Annotated in this window: 14 protein-coding genes; 6 read left to right on the forward strand and 8 right to left on the reverse strand. The window is 68.5% G+C overall.

What is annotated here, in order from left to right; all coding sequences use genetic code 11:
* Complete coding sequence (gene gatA, locus JC881_RS17455; RefSeq protein ID WP_198786976.1) at window positions 1-1,488, reverse strand: Asp-tRNA(Asn)/Glu-tRNA(Gln) amidotransferase subunit GatA; 1,488 nt, start codon at window positions 1,486-1,488, stop codon at window positions 1-3.
* A complete protein-coding gene (gatC, locus tag JC881_RS17460) occupies window positions 1,485-1,787 on the reverse strand; it encodes an Asp-tRNA(Asn)/Glu-tRNA(Gln) amidotransferase subunit GatC (protein ID WP_198786977.1) in 303 nt (100 codons plus the stop codon). Before gatC ends, gatA begins: the two co-directional genes overlap by 4 nt.
* A gap of 213 nt (window positions 1,788-2,000) precedes the next feature.
* On the opposite strand from gatC, the gene JC881_RS17465 reads away from it, so the two are divergent.
* From JC881_RS17465 to mrdA, 4 genes are all read left to right on the forward strand, one after another.
* Entirely contained in the window at window positions 2,001-3,044 is a 1,044-nt protein-coding gene (locus tag JC881_RS17465) for a rod shape-determining protein (RefSeq protein ID WP_013538761.1), read from the forward strand.
* Between the two features lie 86 nt (window positions 3,045-3,130).
* Window positions 3,131-4,108: a rod shape-determining protein MreC gene (gene mreC / locus JC881_RS17470; protein ID WP_198786978.1), complete on the forward strand. Its 978-nt coding sequence runs from the start codon at window positions 3,131-3,133 to the stop codon at window positions 4,106-4,108.
* Window positions 4,105-4,626: a rod shape-determining protein MreD gene (gene mreD, locus JC881_RS17475; RefSeq protein ID WP_198786979.1), complete on the forward strand. Its 522-nt coding sequence runs from the start codon at window positions 4,105-4,107 to the stop codon at window positions 4,624-4,626. Before mreC ends, mreD begins: the two co-directional genes overlap by 4 nt.
* A gap of 67 nt (window positions 4,627-4,693) precedes the next feature.
* Window positions 4,694-6,664, forward strand: a complete 1,971-nt coding sequence (gene mrdA / locus JC881_RS17480; RefSeq protein WP_198786980.1) for a penicillin-binding protein 2 — start codon at window positions 4,694-4,696, stop codon at window positions 6,662-6,664.
* A gap of 45 nt (window positions 6,665-6,709) precedes the next feature.
* On the opposite strand, the gene fahA is transcribed toward mrdA, so the two are convergent.
* The 6 genes from fahA to JC881_RS17510 form a co-directional block, all read right to left on the reverse strand.
* On the reverse strand, window positions 6,710-7,981 hold the full coding sequence (fahA, locus tag JC881_RS17485; protein ID WP_198786981.1) for a fumarylacetoacetase: 1,272 nt from the start codon (window positions 7,979-7,981) through the stop codon (window positions 6,710-6,712).
* 111 nt (window positions 7,982-8,092) lie between these two features.
* Complete coding sequence (locus JC881_RS17490) at window positions 8,093-9,070, reverse strand: Bug family tripartite tricarboxylate transporter substrate binding protein (RefSeq protein WP_198786982.1); 978 nt, start codon at window positions 9,068-9,070, stop codon at window positions 8,093-8,095.
* Window positions 9,067-10,374, reverse strand: a complete 1,308-nt coding sequence (hmgA, locus tag JC881_RS17495; RefSeq protein WP_198786983.1) for a homogentisate 1,2-dioxygenase — start codon at window positions 10,372-10,374, stop codon at window positions 9,067-9,069. Before hmgA ends, JC881_RS17490 begins: the two co-directional genes overlap by 4 nt.
* 47 nt (window positions 10,375-10,421) lie before the next feature.
* Window positions 10,422-10,616, reverse strand: coding sequence for a DUF2783 domain-containing protein (locus JC881_RS17500; protein WP_198786984.1), 195 nt, complete (start codon window positions 10,614-10,616; stop codon window positions 10,422-10,424).
* Window positions 10,613-12,250, reverse strand: a complete 1,638-nt coding sequence (locus JC881_RS17505) for an FAD-dependent oxidoreductase (RefSeq protein WP_198786985.1) — start codon at window positions 12,248-12,250, stop codon at window positions 10,613-10,615. Before JC881_RS17505 ends, JC881_RS17500 begins: the two co-directional genes overlap by 4 nt.
* 137 nt (window positions 12,251-12,387) lie before the next feature.
* Window positions 12,388-13,356 (reverse strand): MBL fold metallo-hydrolase, encoded by a 969-nt coding sequence (locus JC881_RS17510; RefSeq protein ID WP_198786986.1) that lies wholly within the window; start codon window positions 13,354-13,356, stop codon window positions 12,388-12,390.
* Between the two features lie 139 nt (window positions 13,357-13,495).
* On the opposite strand from JC881_RS17510, the gene JC881_RS17515 reads away from it, so the two are divergent.
* Window positions 13,496-14,407, forward strand: a complete 912-nt coding sequence (locus JC881_RS17515) for an IclR family transcriptional regulator (RefSeq protein ID WP_198786987.1) — start codon at window positions 13,496-13,498, stop codon at window positions 14,405-14,407.
* The gene (locus JC881_RS17520; RefSeq protein WP_198786988.1) at window positions 14,404-15,159 is read left to right on the forward strand and encodes an SIR2 family NAD-dependent protein deacylase; all 756 of its coding nucleotides are present in this window, start codon (window positions 14,404-14,406) and stop codon (window positions 15,157-15,159) included. Before JC881_RS17515 ends, JC881_RS17520 begins: the two co-directional genes overlap by 4 nt.

Consider the following 15,159-nt stretch of genomic DNA (forward strand, 5'->3'; position numbering starts at 1 on the left):
TCAGAAGCCCTCCGGCGTGCGCGTGTGCCAGTCGGTGGCTTGCTGAAAGCGGTGGGCTGCGTTGAGCAGCTTGGCTTCGCCGAAGTAGTTGCCGATCAGCTGCAGGCCCACGGGCATGCCGCTGTCAAAGCCGGCGGGCACGCTCATGCCCGGGAGGCCTGCCAGCGATGCGGGCAGCGTGAAGATGTCGGCGAGGTAGTCAGCCACCGGATCGTCGCCGTGCTCGCCGATCTTCCATGCGGTGGTCGGCGCGGCGGGGCCGGCGATCACGTCGCATTGCTTCAATGCCTGCTGGAAGTCGTCCGCGATCATGCGGCGCACCTTCTGCGCCTGCAGGTAATACGCGTCGTAGTAGCCGTGCGAGAGCACGTAGGTGCCGATCATGATGCGGCGCTTGACTTCGTCGCCGAAGCCTTCGGCGCGCGTGCGTTCGTACATGTCGGACAGGTCCTTGTACTGCTTCGCGCGATGCCCGAACTTCACGCCGTCGAAACGGCTCAGGTTGCTCGACGCTTCTGCAGCCGCGAGGATGTAGTACACGGGAATCGACAGCTCGGTGCGCGGCAGCGACACCTCGACGCGCCTGGCGCCGAGCTTCTCGTACTGGGCGAGCGCCGCGTCGATCGCGGCGCGCACGCCGGGTGCCACGCCTTCGCCGAAGAACTCCTTCGGCACGCCGATGCGCAGGCCCTCGAGCGAGTCGTTCAGCGAGCGGCCGAAGTCTTCGGCGGGCTTGTCGATGGAGGTCGAGTCGCGATCGAGGTCGGGGCCGCAGAAGGCCGACAGCAGCAGCGCGCAGTCTTCCGCCGAGCGCGCCATCGGGCCGGCCTGATCGAGGCTCGACGCGAAGGCCACCATGCCGTAGCGCGAGGCGCGGCCGTAGGTCGGCTTGATGCCGGTCACGCCGCAGAACGAGGCGGGCTGGCGGATCGAGCCGCCGGTGTCGGTGCCGGTGGCCGCGGGGGCCAGGCGCGCGGCGACGGCCGCGGCGCTCGCGCCCGAGGAGCCGCCCGGAATGCGCTCGCGGTTCCATGGGTTCTGCACCGGCACGGCCTTGTCGTGGCCCACGGCGGGCACGGCGACGTTCTCGTTGGCCGAGCCCATCGCGAACTCGTCGCAGCTCAACTTGCCCAGCGTGACCGCGCCGGCCTCGGCCAGGCGGCGCACCACGGTCGCGTCGAAGGGCGAGCGGTAGCCCGCGAGCATCCTGGAGCCGGCGGTGGTGGCGAAATCGGTGGTGACGAAGATGTCCTTGTGCGCGATCGGCACGCCGGCCAATGCCGGGGCGTTGCCTGCGGCGAGGAGCGCGTCGGCCTTGCGGGCCTGGGCGAGGGTGACTTCTTCGTTCACATCGACGAAGGTGCCGAGCGATTCGTGGGCCTTCATGCGCCCGAGGAACGCCTCGGAGGCTTCGACGGCCGAGACCTTGCGTTCGGCCAATGCCTTGGCCAGGGCGACCACGCCCATCTGGTGCAGTTCGCCGCTCATTGCTCGATCACCTTGGGCACGAGGAAAAGGCCGGCTTCGACGGCCGGGGCGCTCTTCTGGTTGGCCTCGCGGTTGTTGGGTTCGCTCACCACGTCGTCGCGCAGGCGCAGCGTGATGTCCTCGATCGCGGCCACCGGATGGGCCAGGGGCTCGATGCCCGTGGTGTCGACCGAACGCATGCGTTCGACCAGGTCGAAGAAGCCATTGATCTGGCTGAGCATGCGCTCGCTTTCGTCGGAAGCGAGTTGCAGCCGCGCCAGGGAGGCGATGCGGGCGATATCTGAAGCGTCAAGGGACATGGGTCGGACCGGTCAAAAAACCGAAGGTAATCGCACGCCGAAGAGGGTGCTAACACGGGAATCAGAGGGGATTCGGGTATTATCCCGCCTTTGCCGCAACCCCCGCGAACGCGCCGGCTTTTGCGCCAAAAACGATCAATTCACCCCGTCAAACGACCCAAAAATAGAGCGACGACCTGCCGATGCGCAGGCCGTGCTCAGAGGATTCCGCACATGTTTGGAGCTTTCCGTCGGTACTTTTCCACCGACCTTGCGATCGACCTCGGCACCGCCAACACCCTGATATTTGCCCGCAACAAGGGCATCGTGCTGGACGAGCCCTCGGTGGTCGCGATCCGCCACGAAGGCGGCCCGCACGGCAAGAAGGTGATCCAGGCCGTCGGCCGCGAGGCCAAGGCCATGCTGGGCAAGGTGCCCGGCAACATCGAGGCGATCCGCCCGATGAAGGACGGCGTCATCGCCGACTTCGTGATCACCGAGCAGATGATCAAGCAGTTCATCAAGATGGTGCACCCGCGCACGCTGCTCACGCCGAGCCCGCGCATCATCATCTGCGTGCCCTGCGGCTCGACCCAGGTCGAGCGCCGCGCCATCAAGGACGCGGCCGAAGCGGCCGGCGCCACGTCCGTCTACCTCATCGAAGAACCCATGGCCGCGGCCATCGGCGCGGGCCTGCCTGTCAGCGAAGCCTCCGGCTCCATGGTGGTGGACATCGGCGGCGGTACCACCGAAGTGGGCGTCATCTCGCTGGGCGGCATGGTCTACAAGGGCTCGGTGCGCGTGGGCGGCGACCGCTTCGACGAAGCCATCATCAACTACATCCGCCGCAACTACGGCATGCTGATCGGCGAGCCGACGGCCGAAGTCATCAAGAAGACCATCGGCTCGGCTTTCCCCGGCTCCGAAGTCAAGGAGATGGAAGTCAAGGGCCGCAACCTCTCCGAAGGCGTGCCGCGCAGCTTCACCATCAGCAGCAACGAAGTGCTGGAAGCCCTGACCGATCCGCTCAACAACATCGTCTCGGCCGTGAAGAACGCGCTGGAGCAAACGCCGCCCGAACTGGGCGCCGACATTGCCGACCGCGGCATGATGCTCACCGGCGGCGGCGCCCTGTTGCGTGACCTGGACCGCCTGCTGGCCGAGGAAACGGGCCTGCCCGTGCTCGTGGCCGAAGACCCGCTGACCTGCGTGGTGCGCGGCTGCGGCATCGCCCTGGAGCGCATGGACCGTCTGGGCAGCATCTTCACGAGCGAGTAAAAGGCGAAAGCCATCATCGGCCGGCCTCTGCTTGCATAGGCCGGCTTTTTGTTATTTGATTCCGCACCACCGCCGGGTCTGAATTCATGCCTCTGGGCACGCTCGATCGCACAGCGCCACCCCTGTTCAACCAGGGGCAGTCGGCACTCAGCAAGCTGATCTTCTTCGGCGCGCTCTCCCTGTTCCTCATGGTGGCCGACGCACGCTTTCACATCGTCCAGCCGATCCGCGCGACCCTGGGCGCGGTGCTCTATCCGGTGCAATGGGTGGCGCTCAAACCCGTGCAGATCATGATGGGCGGCGGCCGCTACCTCGAAGACCTGCAGACCGCGCAGCGCAACGAGGCCGACGCCCGCAAGGCGCTCATGATGCAGGCCGAGCGCGCGAGCCAGGCCGACACGCTGGCGCAGGACAACGCGCGCCTTCGCGAGTTGCTCGAGCTGCGCCAGACCACGCAGACGCCGGGCCGCGCGGCCGAGGTGCTCTACGACGCGGCCGACCCGTACACCCGCAAGATCGTCATCGACCAGGGCCTCACGCAGGGCGTGGCGGCCGGTTCGCCGGTGATCGATGCGCGCGGCGTGCTCGGCCAGGTCACGCAGGTGCTGCCCTTCACGAGCGAAGTCACGCTGGTGATCGACCGCGACCTGGCCATTCCCGTGCAGAACACCCGCACGGGCGTGCGCAGCGTGGCCTTCGGCGACGCCTCGGCGCACGGCGGCGGGCTGGAACTGCGTTTCATGGCCGCCAATGCCGACCTGCAGGAGGGCGACCTGCTCTCCACCAGCGGCGTCGACGGCATCTACCCGGCGGGCCTGCCGGTCGCCAGGATCGAGCGCATCGAGCGCCGCGCCGATTCGGCCTTCGCCCGCATCTACTGCGTGCCGCTGGCCAGCGTGACCGCCGCGCGCTACGTGCTGGTGCTCGAGCCCACCGGCGCCCCGACCGCGCCGCCCGCCGCTCCCGCGACCACGCAGAGAAAGCGCGCCGAAGGCAAGCCGGGCGCGGGCAAGAACGAGAAGAAACCCGCCGCACCCGCTGCATCCGCAGGAGGAGGCCGATGATCAAGCGCCCCGGCCAGCAGCAGCTCCTGCTGCCCGTCAGCCCGCTCTTCATGTGGACCAGCCTCATCGTGGCGCTCCTGGTCAACATGATCCCCATCGGCCGTGCCGCCTGGATGCCCGACCTCCTGGCGCTGGTGATCGTGTTCTGGGGCGTGCACCAGCCCTCGCGCGTGGGCATCGGCGCGGCCTTCGTGTTTGGCCTCTGCATGGACGTGCACCAGGCCTCCATGCTGGGCCAGCATGCGCTGTCCTACACCACGCTGGGCTTCTTCGCGATCACGATCCACCGGCGGCTGCTCTGGTACCCGGTGCTGTCGCAGGCGCTGCAAGTGCTGCCGCTCTTTGCGCTGTCGCAGCTGATCGAGGTCATCACGCGGATGATCGGCGGCGGCGTGTTCCCGGGCTGGACGGTGCTGATCTCGCCGGGCGTGGAGGCTGCGCTGTGGCCGCTGGCAAGCGCGCTGCTGCTCGCCCCTCAGCGCCGCACGCCGGAACCGGACGAGAACCGCCCTCTCTAAGCCGAGTCCTTCGCGCATCCGCCATTGCACTTGACTTGCACTAGCACGCGCCTAAGCTCCCACCGCCATGACCGAAATCCGCAACGTCGCCGCCGACCTCGCGCGCTTCAAGCGCCGCGTGATCGTGATCGGGCTGGCGGTGCTGTTCGCGTTCAGCCTGCTGAGCGCGCGGCTGATCTACCTGCAGGTCACGCGGCATGAAGACCTGGCCGAGCAGGCCGAGAGCAACCGCACGGCCATCGTGCCGGTGGTGCCCAACCGGGGACTGATCCTCGACCGCAACGGCATCGTGCTGGCCTCGAACTACTCGGCCTACACGCTGGAGATCACGCCGTCGAAGGTGAACGATGTCGAGGAAACCATCGACAACCTCACCCAGGTGCTGGAGGTCTCGCCGCGCGACCGCCGCCGCTTCAAGCGCCTGCGCGAGGACTCCCGCAGCTTCGACTCCATTCCGATCCGCACCCGCCTGAGCGACGAAGAGGTCGCGCGCTTCGCGGCCCAGCGCTATCGCTTCCCCGGCGTGGAGATCAAGGCGCGCCTGTTCCGCAACTACCCCAACGGCGAGACCGGCTCGCACGTGCTCGGCTACATCGGCCGCATCAACCAGCGCGAGAAGACCGCGATGGAAGACTGGGAAGAAGAAGAGCAGGCCAACTACAAGGGCACCGACTACATCGGCAAGCTGGGCATCGAGCAGAGCTACGAGAAAACGCTGCACGGCCAGACCGGCGTGGAGCAGATGGAAACCTCCGCCGGCGGGCGCGCCATCCGCCGGCTCGCCAGCCACCCGGCCACGCCCGGCAACACCGTGATGCTGTCGCTGGACATCAAGCTGCAGAAGCTGGTGGAAGACATGTTCGGCGACCGCCGCGGCGCGCTGGTGGCCATCGACCCCAAGACCGGCGAGGTGCTGGCCTTCGTGAGCAAGCCCACGTTCGACCCCAACCTCTTCGTCGAAGGCATCGACACCGAGAGCTGGAAAGAGCTGAGCGAATCGCTCGACAAGCCGCTCCTGAACCGCGCGCTGCGCGGCACCTACCCGCCCGGCTCCACCTACAAGCCCTTCATGGCCATGGCCGCGCTGCAGACCGGCAAGCGCGGCGCCAGCGTGGTGGTGAACGACCCCGGCTATTTCAACTTCGGCGGCCACCGTTTCGGCAGCCCCGAGGGCAACCTGGGCGGCGTGGACATGCGGCGCTCGATCCAGCTGTCCAGCAACATCTACTACTACTCGCTGGCCAACGAGATGGGCGTGGACCTGATCCACGACTTCATGAAGCCGCTGGGCTTCGGCCAGATCACCGGCATCGACCTGGGCGGCGAGGTGCGCGGCGTGCTGCCCAGCACCGAGTGGAAGCGCAATGCCTACAAGCGGCCCGAGGCCAAGAAGTGGTATGCGGGCGAGACCATTTCGCTGGGCATCGGCCAGGGCTACAACGCCTTCACGATGCTGCAGCTCGCGCAGGCCACGGCCATCGTGGCCGACGGCGGCATCAAGCACAAGCCGCACCTCGTGCTGGCCACGCGCAACACGGTGAGCGGGCAGGTGGTGCCGCTGCCGCAGCCCCCGGCGGAAAACCTCGGCTTCACCGCGGCCAACGTCGCGGTGGTGCGCGAGGGCCTCACCAGCGTGGTCACCAGCGGCACCGCGCGCGGCGTGTTCGCGGGCGCGGGCTACCAGGCGGCCGGCAAGACCGGCACGGCGCAGGCGGTGACGCAGGCGCAGAACACCAAGTACAACGCCCGCGCGCTCGAGGAGCATCAACGGGACCACGCCCTCTTCATGGCCTTCGCGCCGGTCAACAACCCGAAGATCGCCATCGCGGTGATCGTGGAAAACGCCGGCTGGGGCGCTGGCGCCGCGGCCCCCATCGCGCGCCGCGTGTTCGACTACTGGCTCATGGACCAGTACCCGAGCGAAGCGGACATGGCCGCCATCAAGATCGGCAAGGCGACCGCGCCGATGGGCAAGCCGCGCGTGGCGAGCGAAGTGGCGTGGCCGGTGGCGGCGACGATTGCCGCTCCGGCACCCTGAACCTCTTGCTCCCTCTCCCGCAGGGAGAGGGGACAACACAAAGCCTCAGGCCACCACGGTGCCGCTGACTTCCCCCAGGCCGATGCGCACCGCCCCCGCGCGCTCGCAGTAGCCGCGCATGACCAGCGTGTCGCCGTCTTCCAGGAACGTGCGCTTCTCGCCGTTCGGCAGCGTGATCTGCTGCTTGCCGCCCAGCGTGAGTTCGATCAGCGAGCCGGCCTCGTCGGGCTTCGGCCCCGAGAGCGTGCCCGAGCCGAGCAGGTCGCCCGGCTGCAGGTTGCAGCCGTTCACCGTGTGGTGCGTGACCAGCTGCGCGGCGGTCCAGTAGGCGGCCTCGGTGGTGTTGCCGCGCGTGAGGCGCGCGGGCGCTTCGCCGGCCGCGCGCATCTTCGCGGTCTGCAGCAGCACTTCGAGCGTGATGTCGAGCGCGCCGGCCTCGCGGTTCGATGGCGCATCGAGGTACGGCAGCGGTTGCGGATCGCCCGCGGGCCGCTCGAACTTCGCGCGGAACGGCGCGAGCGCCTCCATCGTCACGATCCACGGCGACAGCGTGCTCGCGAAGTTCTTCGCGAGGAACGGGCCGAGCGGCTGGTATTCCCAGGCCTGCAGGTCGCGCGCGGACCAGTCGTTGAGCAGCGTCACGCCGAACAGGTGGTCTTCGGCATCGCCGATGGCGATCGGCTCGCCCAGCGCGTTGCCGCGGCCGACCAGAAAGCCCAGCTCCAGTTCGTAGTCCAGGCGCTTGGATGGGCCGAAACTCGGCTCGGCCGCATCGGGTGCCTTGGTCTGGCCCTGCGGGCGCTTGAAGACCTGGCCGCTCACGCCAATGGACGAGGCGCGGCCGTGGTAGCCGATGGGCACCCACTTGTAGTTGGGCATCAGCGGCTGGTCAGGGCGGAAGAGCTTGCCGATGGTGGTCGCGTGGTGGATGCCCGTGTAGAAGTCGGTGTAGTCGCCGATGCGGCAGGGCACCGTCATCTCGGCCTTGGCTTGTGCAAGAAGCGCCTTCGACCACGTGGCCTCCTTGCCGCTGCCTTCGGCGAGGCCGGCGGAGATCGCCGCGCGCAGGGCCTGGCGGTCCTTCGCGCTCGCGCTCATCAGCGCGTTCATGTCGTCGGTGTCGACAAGGCCCGCGGCCTTCAGGTCGAGCACCTGGTCGCCGATGGCGACGCCGATGCGAAAGGCCTCGCTGCTGCCCGCGGCGCGGAAGCGCCCGAAGGGCAGGTTCTGGATCGGGAAGTCGGTGCCGGCGTCGTTGGCCGATGCGACCCAGCTGCGCAGCTTCGGGTCGTGGGTGGCGTTCAGTGCGATGGTCATGGATGGCTTTCTTTTCTGTGTTCGGTTCGGTGGCGAAACCGTTCGGACTGAGCTTGTCGAAGTCTTGCGCGGCGCTTCGACAAGCTCAGCGTGAACGGTGCTGGGGTGGCTTCAGTCCGCGGTCATGCCGGCCTTCCTGGCCACATCGCCCAGGCGCTGGTACTCGGTCTGCGTGAGCGTCGCCAGCTCCTGCGCGGTCGAGCCACGCGGCGAGAAGCCGGCCTGCTGCAGCTTGGCCTTCACGTCGGGCATCGCAAGCGCTTCGACGAAGGCTTCGTTCAGCGCCTTCACGATGGGCGCCGGCAGGTTCGCCGGCCCGTACACGCCGAACCATGGATCGAGCGCATAGCCCTTCAGGCCCGCCTCGGCCATCGTCGGCACGTCGGGCAATGACGGCGAACGCGACGGCCCGGCGACCGCCAGCGCGCGCAGCTTGCCGGCCTGGATGTGCGGCAGCGACGCGGGCAGGTTGTCGAACATCACGCCGATGTTGTTGCCCAGCATGTCGGTGATGGCCGGGCCGCTGCCCTTGTAGGCGACGTGCACGAGCTCGGTGCCGGTCATCTGCGCGAACATCACGCCCGCCAGGTTCATCGAGGTGCCCGCGCCGGCCGTGGCGTAGGGCAGGCCCGGGTTCTTCTTTGCGGCGGCGATCAGGTCGGGCACCGACTTGATCGGCGAGCTCGCCGGCACTTCGAGCACGATGGTCGAGGTGCCCAGCAGGCTGATCGCGGTGAAGTCGCGGCGCGGATCGAAGGCCATCGACTTGTAGATGTGCGGGTTCAGCGCATTGGTCGAAATCGCGCCGAAGCCGATCGTGTAGCCGTCGGGCGCGGCCTTGGCCACGGCGTCCATGCCGATGTTGCCGCCCGCGCCGCCGCGGTTGTCGATGAGCACCGGCTGGCCGAGCTTTTCCGACACCTTCTGGCCCACGGTGCGCGCCACCAGGTCGGTGGTGCCGCCGGGCGTGTAGGGCACGATGAAGCGGATCGGCTTCGAAGGAAAGTTCGCGGCCTGCGCCAGCAAGGGCGCGGCGAGCAACGCGATGGCGGCCGCGCGGCGGGTGAGGGCAAAGGCGTTCTTCGTCATGGCTTGAATTGATCTTTCAGGCCGGCCCAGCAGTCGGCATAGTCGGTGTCGAGCGCCGGGCTCTTCAGCGCAAAGTTGGTTGGAATGAAGCGGTAGCGGCTCTCGAACATGAAGGCCAGCGTGTTGTCCAGCTTGTGCGGCTTCAAGTCCGCGTGCGTCGCCTTGTCGAAGGCTTCCTCGTCGGGCCCGTGCGGCACCATGCAGTTGTGCAGGCTCGCGCCGCCGGGCTTGAAGCCGCCTGGCTTGGCGTCGTATTCGCCCAGCACCAGGCCCATGAATTCGCTCATGAGGTTGCGGTGGAACCAGGGCGGACGGAAGGTGTTCTCCATCACCATCCAGCGCGGCGGGAAGATCACGAAGTCGCAGTTCGCGGTGCCGGGCGTGTCGCTCGGCGAGGTCAGCACCGTGAAGATCGACGGATCCGGATGGTCGAAGCTGATCGAGCCGATCGCCATGAAGTGCGCCGTGTCGTACTTCACCGGCGCGAGGTTGCCGTGCCAGGCGACCACGTTGAAGGGCGACTGCTTCGTCGGCGCCTTCCAGAAGCGGCCGGCGAATTTCTTGACCAGTTCATAGGCGCCGCCGTCTTCTTCGAACGCTGCCACGGGCGCCTGGAAATCGCGCGCGTTCGCCAGGCCGTTCGAGCCGATCGGGCCCAGTTCGGGCAGGCGGAAATGCGCGCCGTAGTTCTCGCAGACATAGCCGCGCGAGAGACCGTCGGGCAACGCCACCTTGAAGACCATGCCGCGCGGCAGCACCGCGATTTCGCCGGGCTTCACGTCGAGCACGCCGAGCTCGGTCGTGATGACGAGGCGGCCTTGTTGCGGCACCACCAGCATCTCGCCGTCGGCGTTGACGAAGGCGCGCTTGTCCATCGAGCGGCCTGCGAGGTACATCAGCGAGCCGATGCCGACCTGCGATTCGGCATCGCCGTTCGCCGCCACCGTGCGCATGCCATCGACGAAGTCCGCTTCGGCCGCGCCGTCCAGCGGCATCGGGTGCCAGCGCATCGGCTCAGGCGGCAGCGCGATTTCGCGGTCGCCGCCGGTCGTCCAGTGCGGCTGCGCATAGGGCTGGTAGCGGCCGGACACCACCGAGGGCTGGCGGCGATAGAGCCAGGTGCGGCGGTTCTCATGGCGCGGCGCGGTGAAGGCGGTGCCCGAGAGCAGTTCGGTGTAGAGGTCGAACGGTCCGCGCTGCGGGTTGTTGCGGCCTTGCGGCAACGCACCGGGCACGGCCTCGGAGGCATGCTCGTTGCCGAAGCCGCCCAGGTAGCGCCGTTCGGTGGCGTGAATGTCGGTCATGGTGTTCTCTTTCGAAAATCGCGATGAGATGGGGGTGCGTGCCCCGCTCAGCCGCGCGCGGCCTTGAAGGCCTCGCGCAGCACGGCGAGCGAGCCGATGTGGTTGGCCAGCACGAGCACCAGGCGCGCGTTGAAGGCGTGGCTCTCTTCGTCGGAAAGCCCTTGGTGCGCCTCGATGAGCGCCTCGTAGAAATCGTCGGGCGCTTCCAGGTTCGGCGCGGTGTTCAGGTGTTGCATGTTCATGCCTTTGCCAATGCGTGGTCGATGGCCGTGCGGATGTCCGCGGCGGTCGGGTGCCGCCACCGGGCGCACACGTGCTGGTCGGGCCGCAGCAGGTACACGGTGCCGGGCTGCGCGTCGTAGCGCTGGGTGGCGAGCTCGCCCGCAGGTGTCGCGTCCTGCACGCGCACGATGTGCAGCGCGCGGTCGCTCGCCTTCAGCGCCGCTGCGCTGCGCTCGGCGGCTTCGCCCGCGCCGAACACCAGCGCGGTGAACTGCGCCACATGGCATTCGCGCAGCAGCCAGCCGGTGCGGCCGTCGGCGCGCACGGTCGGCGCGTCGGCAGCTGCCGCACCCGGCACCATCGCGCCCTTGAACGCGTCGGCATCGGGCGTGTTGAGCGGCGAATCGCGCAGCACCGCCGGCACCGAGAGCCGGCCGCTGTTGACCAGCGTGCGCGCGAACGCGTGGTACTTCGTCAGCTCGAGCACCGCGTCGCGGAACAGGCGGCTCACGTCGCTCTTGGGCGTGATGAAGTCGGTCGCGCGCGTGGAGTGGCGGATGTTCTCGTCGGCCGCGAATTCGCGCTCGCTCGCGTAGCTGTCGATGAGCGCGTCGGGCGCGTCGCCCTGGAGCACCGCGGCGAGTTTCCACGCGAGGTTGTCCGCGTCCTGCACGCCCGAGTTGGCGCCGCGCGCGCCGAAGGGCGACACGCCATGCGCCGAGTCGCCCGCGAACAGCACGCGGCCGTGGCGAAAGCGCGCCATGCGCTGGCACGCGAAGGTGTAGACGCTGGCCCAGCCGATCTGGAACTGCACGTCCGCAAAGCCGATGCTGTCCAGCAGCGCGCGCACGCGCGGCGTGATGTTCTCGGGCTTGCGTTCTTCGAGCGGGTCGGCGTCCCAGCCGAGCTGGAAGTCCACGCGCCACATGCCGTCAGCCTGCTTGTGCAGGAGCACGCTCTGTCCCGGATGGAATGACGGGTCGAACCAGAAGCGGCGCTCGGTCGGCAGCTGCGCATCCATCGTGATGTCGGCGATGAGGAAGCGGTCGCGAAAGGTGCGGCCTTTGGCCTCCTGGCCCAGCAACTGGCGCAGGTTGGAGCGCGAGCCGTCGCAAGCCGCGACATAGGCGGCCGACAGCTGGTAGTCGCCCTCGGGCGTCTCCACGGTGAGCACGGCGCCGTCGTCGCGCTGCGCGATGCCCGTTACCTTGTTGTTCCAGCGCAGGTCGATGAGCGGCAGCGCCGCGGCGCGCTCCACGAGGTAGCCCTCGACGTAGTACTGCTGCAGGTTGATGAAGGCCGGCCGCTCGTGGCCGGGCTCGGGCAGCAGGTCGAAGCGGTAGACCTGCTCGTCGTGGAAGAACACCTTGCCCACGTTCCACGAGACGCCCTTCTCGACCATGCGGTCGCCGCAGCCCAGGCGGTCGAACACCTCCAGCGTGCGCTTGGCAAAGCAGATCGCGCGCGAGCCGCTGGAGAGGGTGTTGTCGTTGTCCAGCAGCACGACAGGCACCTGGCGCAGCGCGAGGTCGATGGCCAGCGTGAGGCCGACCGGGCCGGCGCCCACGATCACCACCGGGTGATGGGCGGGCGTCGCGGCGTCCTGGTCGGCGTGGCGGCGGTAGTCGAAGCGCAGACTTTGATAGTCGATCACGTGTTGTCTCCGTGTCCTTGGTCTTTGCTCCTTCCCCCTTTGGGGGAAGGTTGGGATGGGGGCAAGCGGCGTTCACTTTGGGCGCTCTGCCTGCCCCCACCCCAGCCCTCCCCCGGAGGGGGAGGGAGCAAGGCCTGTCAGCCTTCCAGGGCCTTCCACATCTCGATGTCCCGCTCGGCCGTCCACACGCGCGGATCGGCATGGCCCGAGGCCTCGTCGTAGGCCCGGCTCACGTCGAACGGCATGCAGTGATCGAAGATCACCCACTGGCTGTACTTGGGCTTGAGCTTGGCGTAGGTGTCCTTGTAGACCGTGTTCAGGTCGCGCCCGGCCTTCACGCCTTCCTGCACGCTGGCATACACGTCGGAGATGAAGTTGCGCGTGCCCGTGAGGCCCTCGGCCACCTCGGCCGGCGTGGTGAGCGCGGCGCCGCGGCCCGGCACCAGCGCGGCGGGCTTGAGCGCGGCGATGTTGTCCAGCGTCTGCGGCCAGTCCTGGAAGTAGGCGTCGCCGGCATACGGCGTGGCGCCGAATTCCACCAGGTCGCCCGAGAGCAGCGTGCGCTCTTCTGGCAGCCAGACGACCGTGTCGCCCTTGGTGTGGCCGCGGCCCAGCTGGATCAGCTGCACCTCCAGCTTGCCCAGCCACAGCGTCATCTTGCCGGTGAAGGTCATGGTGGGCCACGTCAGGCCCGGGGGCACGGTTTCCACGTTCTGGAAGAGGCGCGGGAAGCGGCCGATTTCGCTGGCCTTGTCGGCCTCGCCGCGCTCCACGATCAGGTCGCGGGTGTCCTGGCTCGCGAGGATGTGTCCGGCGCCCTTCTCAAAGTACCCTGCCGCGCCCAGCACGCGCACCGCGTGGTAGTGGGTGAGCACCACGTACTTGATCGGCTTGTCGGTCACTTCGCGGATGCGGCGCACCACGTCGGCCGCCATGGCGGGAGTGGCTTGCGTATCGGCCACCAGCACGCAGTCGTCGCCGATCACGATGCCGGTGTTCGGGTCGCCCTCGGCGGTGTAGGCCCAGGCGTGCTCGGAGATCTGGCTGAAGGTGATCTTCTTTTCTTCCATGTCGGCCTGGCTGGCGAACTTCTTGGCTTGGCTCATCGTGTTGTCTCCGTCGGGTGTGGGTGGAAATTGAATTCGTCTAAGGCGAACGAATTTGCGGTTAACGAATTTTCGGAGTGTACGTCGCAGATCAGTTAATGTCTAATCCCTTCTTCATGAACGAACGATCGGCAGCCCTGTGACCAAGGACTCCAGCCATACCGGCGACAGCGGCGACACCCCCCCCGACGCCCCTGACACCGACCGCGCCGCCCAGCGCGGCATCCAGAGCATCGAGGTCGGCGGCCAACTGCTGCGCGCGCTGGTGCACCACGGCCGGCCGATGGCGCTGAAGGACCTGGCGCGCGAAGCCGACATGACGCCCGCCAAGGCTCACCCCTACATGGTGAGCTTCGGGCGGCTCGGGCTCATCGAGCAGGACCGCGCCAGCGGCCACTATCTGCTCGGTCCGCTGGCCTTGCAACTGGGGCTCATCAGCCTGCAGCAGGCCGACCCGGTGCACCTGGCCACCCCGCTGCTCAGCCCGCTGGCGCAGCAGATCGGGCACACGGTGGCGCTGGCGGTGTGGGGCGCGCGCGGCGCGACCATCGTTCGCACGGCCGAGTCGCCCTCGCCGGTGCACGTGACCATGCGGCACGGCACGGTGTTCTCGCTGACCAACACGGCCTCGGGCCGCATCTTCGCGGCCTACCTGGATGCCGACGCGGTGCGGCAGCTGCTCGAGGAAGAGCGCCAGCGCCAGAAGCCGCGCAAGGGCGCCGCCGAGCTCGCGGCACTTGCCGGCATGCCGCCGGTGCAGCCGCTGCCCTCGTGGAGCGACTTCGAGCGCCAGTTGAAGGAGGTGCGCGCGCACGGCATCAGCCGCTCCGATGGCGAGGTGATCGAGGGCGTGAGCGCCATGGCCGCGCCGGTGTTCGACCACACCGGCGCCATCGTGCTGGCCGTGACCGCCATCGGCCCGGCCGGCGTCTTCGATACCGCGTGGGACGGCGAGCTCTCGCGCGCACTCAAGGCCTGCGCGGGCACCGTGTCGCAGCGCCTCGGCGCGCCCGCCGCGGGCGCCTCCGGATCGTCTAAACCCGAGCGATGACGCGACCCGACGCAACCGGCATTCCCTCTTCTTCCCCGCTCGAATCCGCCGTCGCGCTGCTGCGGGGCGCCCGGCGCATCGTCGTCTTCTCGGGCGCGGGCCTGTCGCGCGCCTCCGGCATCCCGACCTACCGCGACGCGGACGGGCTCTGGAAAAGCCAGAACGCCCTGCAGTTCGCCCACGCCGAAGACCTGAAGCGCGACCCGGCGGGTTTCACGAAGTTCTGGGCCCGGCGCATGGCGGTCGTCGAATCGGCCGCGCCCAACCCGGGCCATCGCGCGCTCGCGCAGTTGCAGCGGCTGCGCCCGGCGACGCGCCTCATCACGCAGAACGTCGACGGCCTCCTCACCCAGGCGGGCGGGCTCGACGTGCTCGAGCTGCACGGGTCGCTGCGCCGCTGGCGCTGCGACCACTGCGGCAACCGCAGCGGCCCGTGGCCCTTTCACCGGTGCCTGCGCTGCGGCTCGCACGCACGGCCCGACGTGGTGATGTTCGGCGAGATGCTCAACCCCGGCGTGCTGCTCGAAGCGCAGGTGGCCGCGCAGGAGTCGGACCTCTTCCTGGTGGTCGGCAGCACGGCCATCGTCTATCCGGCGGCCGAACTGCCCGAGCTGGCGATGGCGCGCGGCAGCCGCCTCGTCACGCTGAACCTGGAGCCGCTGCCGCACCTGGACGATGCGGCGGCGGTGGTGTTGCGCGGCGCTTCGGAGGACCTGCTGCCGCGATTGCTGGCGGGGATGATGGGCGCCTAG

Origin of the sequence: Variovorax sp. IB41, assembly GCF_016405905.1 — a bacterium.
Taxonomy (GTDB): Bacteria; Pseudomonadota; Gammaproteobacteria; order Burkholderiales; family Burkholderiaceae_C; genus Variovorax.